4 protein-coding genes are annotated in these 7549 nt (G+C 38.7%); 1 reads left to right on the forward strand and 3 read right to left on the reverse strand.

Going from position 1 to position 7549, the window contains the following annotated elements:
- Positions 1-86 precede the first annotated feature (86 nt).
- On the forward strand, positions 87-1628 hold the full coding sequence (gene crtH / locus F6K40_RS37300; RefSeq protein WP_293144382.1) for a carotenoid isomerase: 1542 nt from the start codon (positions 87-89) through the stop codon (positions 1626-1628).
- 838 nt (positions 1629-2466) lie between these two features.
- Here the strand turns inward: crtH and cofH are convergent.
- The 3 genes from cofH to F6K40_RS37315 form a co-directional block, all read right to left on the reverse strand.
- Positions 2467-3687: a 7,8-didemethyl-8-hydroxy-5-deazariboflavin synthase subunit CofH gene (gene cofH / locus F6K40_RS37305; protein ID WP_293144385.1), complete on the reverse strand. Its 1221-nt coding sequence runs from the start codon at positions 3685-3687 to the stop codon at positions 2467-2469.
- A 1333-nt stretch (positions 3688-5020) separates the two neighbouring features.
- Positions 5021-5275 (reverse strand): hypothetical protein, encoded by a 255-nt coding sequence (locus F6K40_RS37310; RefSeq protein ID WP_293144388.1) that lies wholly within the window; start codon positions 5273-5275, stop codon positions 5021-5023.
- Between the two features lie 68 nt (positions 5276-5343).
- Positions 5344-7549, reverse strand: a 2206-nt coding sequence (locus F6K40_RS37315; RefSeq protein WP_365674125.1) for a BamA/TamA family outer membrane protein, incomplete at its 5' end; no start/stop codon positions are given.

The following is a 7549-nucleotide window of genomic DNA, read 5'->3' on the forward strand; positions in this document are numbered from 1 at the left end:
ATAATTTTTGGAAAATTGTTATAAATCAAACATTATCAACATCATAACGACTAAACTACATCAAGAAAAGTATCAAAAGTTTTACTATGGCAGTCTCTATAACATCTACCTCATTAACTGACAAATTACCGGCAATACCTGAATATGATGCAATTATAATTGGCTCTGGCATTGGTGGCTTAGTTACGGCCACTCAACTTGTCGCGAAAGGAGCAAAAGTTATAGTGTTAGAAAGTTATATTATTCCTGGTGGTAGTTCTGGTTATTTTGAAAGGGAAGGATACACATTTGATGTGGGTGCATCAATGATATTTGGTTTTGGCAAAAAAGGTACAACAAATTTACTGACTCGTGCTTTAGATGCTGTCAATGTCAGTATAGAAACAATTCCCGACCCGGTACAAATACATTATCATTTACCAGATAATTTAGAATTAAAAGTTTACCAACAATATGAAAAGTTTATAGAAGAATTAACGGAAAAATTCCCCCATGAAAGGAAAGGAATTAAACAATTTTATGATGAATGTTGGGCAGTATTTAATTGTCTCAATTCAATGGAGTTATTATCTTTAGAAGAACTAAAATATCTCTCTAAATCATTTTTTCAAAATCCTGGTTCTTGTTTAGGGTTATTGAAGTATTTGCCTCAAAATGTTGGTGATGTTGCACGTCGATATATTTATGATTCTAAGTTATTACAATTTATTGATATGGAATGTTATTGTTGGTCAGTAGTTCCGGCAAATTTCACTCCAATGATTAATGCTGGTATGGTATTTTCTGACCGACATTATGGAGGTATTAATTACCCTAAAGGTGGGGTGGGAAAAATTGCTGAGAAATTAGTAGAAGGTTTGGAGAAAAATGGAGGAGAAATTCAATATAAAGCTAGGGTTAAAAAAATTATCATCGAAAACAGAAAAGCAGTAGGAGTGGAATTAACTAATGGTAAAGTTTATCGAGGTAAACGGATTATTTCTAACGCCACAAGATGGGATACTTTTGGTAAATTAGTTCCAGAAAAAAATATACCTCCAAGTGAGATGAAATGGCGGAGTAATTATCAAAAATCACCAAGTTTTTTAAGCTTGCATTTAGGAGTAGAAACTTCAGTCTTTCCTCCAGGTACAGAATGTCATCATATTTTCTTAGAAAACTGGGAAAAAATGGAGGCACCAGAAGGTACAATTTTTGTTTCTATTCCGACATTATTAGACCCAAGTTTGGCACCGGAAGGATATCATATAGTTCATACTTTTACACCTAGTTATATGGAAGATTGGCAAGGATTAAATGTAGAAGAATATGAGGTGAAAAAAGAAGCAGCAGCGGGGCGAGTTATTAATAGATTAGAAAAGATTTTTCCTGGTTTAGATGAGGGTTTGGATTATATGGAGGTTGGTACGGCGCGATCGCATCAAAGATTTTTAAACCGACAAGATGGAACTTATGGTCCTATTCCTCAGCGGAAATTAAAGGGTTTATTAGGAATGCCATTTAATAGGACTGCAATACCTGGTTTATATTGTGTTGGAGATAGTACATTTCCGGGACAAGGTTTAAATGCTGTGGCATTTTCTGGTTTTGCTTGCGCTCATAGAGTTGCTGCTGATCTAGGGTTATAGGGCAAGTCAAAAGTCAAAAGTCAAAAGTTAGAATTTAGAAGTAATTTCTGACTGAGTTTGAACATTTATAGAAGCTATTTGGTATCTTTGCCGTAATTAAATTTTTGGGTAGTTCTGCTCATGTAACGGTAGATAGGAACAAAAAATGCCCAGTGCAGGCATCCTGCTCGCTAGTACGGGAGCAAGATGCTCCCACTACCGTTTATTCTAACAGAGCAAGGCTTTTACCCTCTAAAATTTGTGATTAATTTTGTTTCCCTGGTTATTAGAAAAAGGTTGAAAAATACTCGAAAGTTAACGAAATATTTCTTGTTGTTCAATTTTCCAATCAAGCCATTTTTTAATAACATCAAAAATTAAATTTTCCGCCTCAGACAATCTTTCTTGGGTTTGATTACTTTAATCCTATCTAGAAAGTATACTATTACTTTTAATTTTTGAGCTAATAATGTTGGGTTTCGTCACCTCAACCCAACCTACAGATATTGCTGGACTATTAATCCGTACATCCGTGGCATAATCCGTGTGAGCTGCTCTCAACCCAACCTACAGATATTGCTGGACTATTAATCCGTACATCCGTGGCATAATCCGTGTGAGCTGCTCTCAACCCAACCTACAGATATTGCTGGACTATTAATCCGTACATCCGTGGCATAATCCGTGTGAGCTGCTCTCAACCCAACCTACAGATATTGCTGAACTCTTAATCCGTACATCCGTGGCATAATCCGTGTGAGCTGCTCTCAACCCAACCTACAGATATTGCTGGACTATTAATCCGTACATCTGTGGCATAATCCGTGTGAACTGCCCTCAACTCAACCTACAAACTATCTTACTTTTGAATTTTGAATTTTGAATTTTGAATTGAATAAAGCGTGTCTCTTTGTTGATAATTTCTCCCCAAATTTCTAATAGCTTCCTGCAAAGTTTCCACTTCCATGCAAGTACCTCCAACAGCACCTGCCATTGTGCTAATATGTTCCTCCATTAACGTACCACCAATATCATTACAACCCCACTTTAATGCCTCTGTTGCTCCATCCAAACCAAGTTTTACCCAACTCGGTTGATGGTTAATAATCGAGTTTCCTAAGAATATTCTCGACACTGCGGTTAACAATAAAATATCCAACAAAACAGGTTGGTTGCGCCCCACTTTCCGACGCAAAGCAGCAGGTGCTTCTTGCCCGACAAACGGTAATAAAATAAACTCTGTTATTCTCGCTGGATAATCTTTTTCAATGGCAGTTTGTTGGAGAAAGCGCAACCTTTCTAAATGTAAAATCTGCTGTTCAGGAGTTTCAATATGACTGCACAACATTGTACTTGTGGTTGGCATTCCCAAACGATGCGCCGTACTAACTATTTCTAACCAAGTCGCCGTATTGATTTTTTCTGGGCAAATAACTCGCCTGACTGCATCATCCAAAACTTCGGCAGCAGTACCTGGCATCGAACCCACACCCGCATCTCGCAAAGCAGCAATTACATATTCATAACTCACCCCATCCTCCCTAGCAATAAACTGCACTTCCTGGGGAGAAAAAGCGTGTAAGTGCAAATGGGGAAACTGATTTTTAATCTCTTTTACCAGTTGCAAATAATAAGGTAAAGATTTTCCTGCAACTTTAGCTTGCAGATTTAATCCTCCCTGCATACAAATTTCAGTTGCTCCACGTTGTACCGCATCATTAGCTTTTGCTAAAATTTGCTCGATATTTAACCAAAATGCACCCGCATCCCTCTCATTTCGGCGAAATGCACAAAAACTACAATGTTGTTCGCAAATATTGGTGAAATTTAGATTACGATTGATAACGTAAGTTACTGTATCACCTACTTGTTGTTGTCGGAGTTTGTCTGCTGTTTTTTGGATAGCAGTTATTTCTGGTGGAAGTTGAGTTAAGGCAAATTTTCCGAAATTAGGTTGAGTAGTTGGGGATAACAATAATAGTGCCTCTGCTGGAGATAAGTCGTAACCTTCGAGAGCGCGATTTAAAATTGTCTCTAGGTTTGTCTGTAGGTTTTGGTGTATCAAATTGAAAGTAGTCATGTTTGTCTGGTAATATCTAATCCCAATAATTAGTTATTGTAGCTCATTGCGACTGGAACTTGTGGAAGGAAGCAATCTGAGGGATGGTGCAAGATTGCTTCCTATTGTCGCTGAGGATGACTTTTCATATAGAATCCAATTAGTTATCGTATTACTGAGGAGTAAGGAGTAAGGAGTTAGGAGTTAGGAGTTAGGAGGTAGGAGTTAGGAGGTAGGAGTTAGGAGGTAGGAGGTAGGAGTTAGGAGTAAGAAAGGAAATGAAAATGCATAAATTTTTAAATTCGTATTCATGCTTAACATATTTTAGTTGAGGAAGTAATTTTGCGATTACTGTATAACCGGATTTTATATCAAATCAAATCCGGTAGCATCGGTACAATATTTCCTGATATCAAATCCGGTTGAATAGTTATTGTATAGTTGGGAGTAGGGACGTTGCATAAGGGCGTCCCTACCTCCTTACTCCTCAGTAATACAATAACTAATTACCCGGATTCTATATGACTTGAATAATCAGGGTAATAAACCCGGTTTCTTGTTTAGGATTTACTCAAAATAATGATATAATAGGAAGCATTCCCAAAACATTTATGTTCACAGAATGAGATGACACAGTATCCATATACCCCACTGGTTTTAGAACCAGAACAGTACGACACCCTACTCCAGTTAGCGACTGAAAAACATTAGACACTCTCTGAAGTAGCTGTGGAAGTAGTGCGTCTGGGATTAGAAACCTTGAAACCAAGAAGCGATAGAATCTCTGGTGAAAGCGATCGCTAACCTCAAAAAGCTTGAGAACGTTTAAATTACCTCCGAGCAGAAATCGAATCAACTCATATAAAATCTGGTTATACAGTAATCGCATTCAAAAATCCTCAACTAAAATATGTGTTTGCTAGAAGCACGAATTTAAAAATTTATGCATTTTCCTTACTCCTTACTCCTTACTCATTACTCCTTACTTCTTACTCCTAACTCCTTACTCCTTACTCATTACTCCTTACTTCTTACTCCTTACTCATTACTCATTACTCATTACTCATTACTCCTTACTCATTACTCATTACTCATTACTCATTACTCCTTATTAAACCGCTGTAAGCAACTTCAACTAATACTGTTTGGGGTAATAAAATTTGTTGTTGCTGTCTATAAATCTTTGCTACTTCAAGATGTCAATAGCAGGGAATAGGGAATAGGGAACAGGGAATAGTTGGAAAAACACTTCCTAGTCTAAGATTCATCATCAGCAAAAAGTTACTATTGGACTGACAAGCGATCGCTTAAAAAAATTGTAGCGTTGGCGGAGTCTAGCGGCAGCTATATCGCTCTATTTGCCATACGCTATATATAGAAATTTCATATCTCTAGAAAAGAGGGAGTAGGGGAGCGCTTGTTTAGGGGAGCGGTCGTTTTGGCATTGTTCATTCATTGTCTGAGCTAGAATATTTACAACCCTACATTTTTTGAGTCCTGTACGGACTAAACTCTCCACACATCCCACACATCCCACACATCCCACACCTCCCACACATCCCACACATCCCACACATCCCACACCTCCCACACCTCCCACACCTCCCACACCTCCCAATCATAGATCCCAAATGGGTTCTATAGTGTCTTTGCGTAAGTCCTGCACTTCTGACTTCACTAAAACCGTTCGCCAATACCAAAGTGGAAACGAGTTTCACCTTCATCGTTAATAGCGTAATCAATTCTAATCGGACCAAGAGGAGATTGTACCCGGATACCAGCACCATAACCGATACCATCTCCTGGTTTTTCCCGCACACCTCCAGGATTACCAATTACAGAACTTTGACTATCAAATACTGTTGCAGCATCAATAAATAAAGCACCACCAAGAAAATTCAATACAGGAAAACGATACTCAACAGTTCCCAAGACAAAAGTACGACCTGCTGCCACCGAACCCTCATCATATCCACGGACTGTATTAGTACCACCCAGAGGAAAAGCTTCATAAGGAGGTAAATCTCCAATTATATGACCTGCTTGTAAATTAAAAGCTAAAGCTTCAGGTCCGTCAGCAAACCTGGTAAAATTTACTGGAATAAAATAACTGAAATTACCCCGCAAACGATTCATGGCAATTTCTGCTGAACCTATAGGAATAGACTGTTCTGTACCAAACCTGAGCAAACTACCCGAAGTAGGTTGTCGGCGGTTATTGCGGCGATCGTTGACGATACCAAACTGAACAGTCAATAAATCGTCTTCCCCAGAATCATCAGCAGTCAATTTATTACCTAATTCGTCCCTGGGTTCAGTGTCACCATCACTATCCTGAATTTCTACCCGTTCATATTTTAATCCCAAAGAAGCAGTCCACTGTGGATCGACAAACGGATTAGGAATAAACGGACGAGTAAAACTCACTCCACCTCCTGTACGAATAACCCGTGGGTTGTCACCATTAGGCAGATCGACATCGCGCTGATCGTTATCTTCATCAGAATCAAAAATTACCGAAATTGCTCGTCGTCTGAAGGCATTAACTGTATAAGAGAGTCGATGATCGTCTCCACCAACCCAAGGATCTGTAAAACTAACATCTGCTAATACTAATCGTTCACCAACCTGAAACTCACCACCTAATTTTTGATTATTACCACCAATATTTTGCTGTTGATAACTCACTGTACCAAACAACCCACTTGCAGAACTAACCCCTCCACCAAATGCTAGAGAACCTGTACTTTTCTCTACAACATTCACAATTACAACTGCCTGGTTAGGATCGTCTGGTGCTGGTTCTAACCCCAATCTCACATCTTCAAAAATTCCTAAACCAAAGACTCTTCTAATATCTCTTTCTGCTGTCTGTCGCTGAAATATATCTCCTGGTTGCAGCTGAATTTCTCTAGTGATAATATATTCACGGGTACGTCCTTCTATGGGGTTTCCTTCTTCATCTACTGTTTCTCCTTCTGCATCCACGAAGCGGACTTGAATTTCTCTAATTTCTCCCTCTGCAACTTCTAAGGTGACAGTGCCATCATCACTGACTTGAGGCGCACCGATAACTTGTCCGAGAACATAACCATTGTCTTGATACCACTGGTTAACTTGTTCAATACCTCCTTCAAAAACTTTCAAGTTGAGAGTTTGACCATATTGCTCGTTGAATATTCTCTGTGTTTCACTTTCAGGAAATACTTCTGCACCTTCTATGATTACAGAATTTAATACTGGGTTCGGTTCGACTTCAAAAGTAACTCGTACACCTAGGGGAGTATCTTCAGGTACTGCTTTCACATTTCGGAAGAAACCGGTGGCAAAGATAGCGTTAATGTCTCTTTGTAGTTGAGAGCGAGTGGTTGTGCGTCCTGGTTGGGTGTTAATGACTTGGTAAACTTGATCTTCGAGTTCTCCGTCTACTCCAATAACTACAACTTCAGCTACTAGCACTAGGGGTTCTTGTTGTTCTGTAGGGGTTTGCGCTTGTTGTGATGGAGGAGTGGTATATTGTTCTGATTCTGTTGGGGTAGGTGTAGTATTACTATTTGGTTCTACAGGTTTATCGTCTGGTAATAAGGTTAAAGTTAAGTTATCTGAAGTCTGAGAATTTTCCGTTTGATTCTCAAATATTTCGACTGTGGAAATAGTCGGAGAAAATTCTTGATTTACTGATGCTTCAGATTTCGTTTCTCCTGATTTTGCCAAAATTACACTCTGAGAATTTTCCGTTTGATTCTCAAATATTTCGACTGTGGAAATAGTCGGAGAAAATTCTTGATTTACTGATGCTTCAGATTTAACTTCTCCTGATTTTGCCAAAATTACACTCTGAGAATTTTCCGTTTGATTCTCAAAGACTTCGACTGTGGAAATA

Source organism: Okeania sp. SIO3I5, assembly GCF_010672085.1.
GTDB lineage: Bacteria > Cyanobacteriota > Cyanobacteriia > Cyanobacteriales > Microcoleaceae > Trichodesmium.

Coding starts and splice junctions, on each gene's coding strand:
- crtH (WP_293144382.1), top strand. CDS start 87: ATGGCAGTCTCTATAACATCTACCTCATTAACTGACAAATTACCGGCA.
- cofH (WP_293144385.1), bottom strand. CDS start 3,687: ATGACTACTTTCAATTTGATACACCAAAACCTACAGACAAACCTAGAG.